This window comes from Streptomyces sp. NBRC 110028 (assembly GCF_001417735.1).
Lineage (GTDB): Bacteria > Actinomycetota > Actinomycetes > Streptomycetales > Streptomycetaceae > Streptomyces.
The window spans coordinates 1-509 of sequence record NZ_BBUZ01000019.1 but is presented as its reverse complement, the minus strand read 5'-3'; the positions used below and the strand labels follow the sequence as shown (position 1 = coordinate 509).

The 509-nt window shown below is 69.7% G+C and carries 1 protein-coding gene; it reads right to left on the bottom strand.

Features of this window, described 5'->3' with window-relative positions:
- On the bottom strand, positions 1-509 hold a 509-nt coding region (locus ASC60_RS00110), incomplete at both ends, for an acyltransferase domain-containing protein (RefSeq protein WP_159043184.1).

Genomic DNA, 509 nt, shown 5'->3' with positions numbered 1-509 from the left:
GGCCACCTCGCGGAACTCCTCCAGCATCGGATCCATCAACGGCGAATGAAACGCGTGCGAGACCGACAAACGCCTCGTCCTACGGTCACCGAACCGGGCGGCGACCTTCACCACCGCGTCCTCGGCACCGGAAACCACCACCGACGACGGACCATTGACCGCCGCGACCCCCACCGCACCATCCAGCAGCGGCACCACCTCCTCCTCCGCGGCCTCAATCGCCACCATCGCCCCACCCGACGGCAACGCCCCCATCAGCCGCCCCCGCGCCACCACCAGCCGCGCGGCGTCCTCCAGGCCGAACACCCCCGCGACATGAGCCGCCGCCAGCTCCCCGATGGAGTGACCGGCCAGGTAATCCGGGCGCATCCCCCAGGACTCCACCAACCGGAACAGCGCCACCTCCAGGGCGAAGATCGCGGGCTGGGTGAACTCCGTGCGGTGCAGCGCCGCCTCATCACCACCCCACATCACCTCCTTCAACGGCAGCCCCGACACCTCACACACCG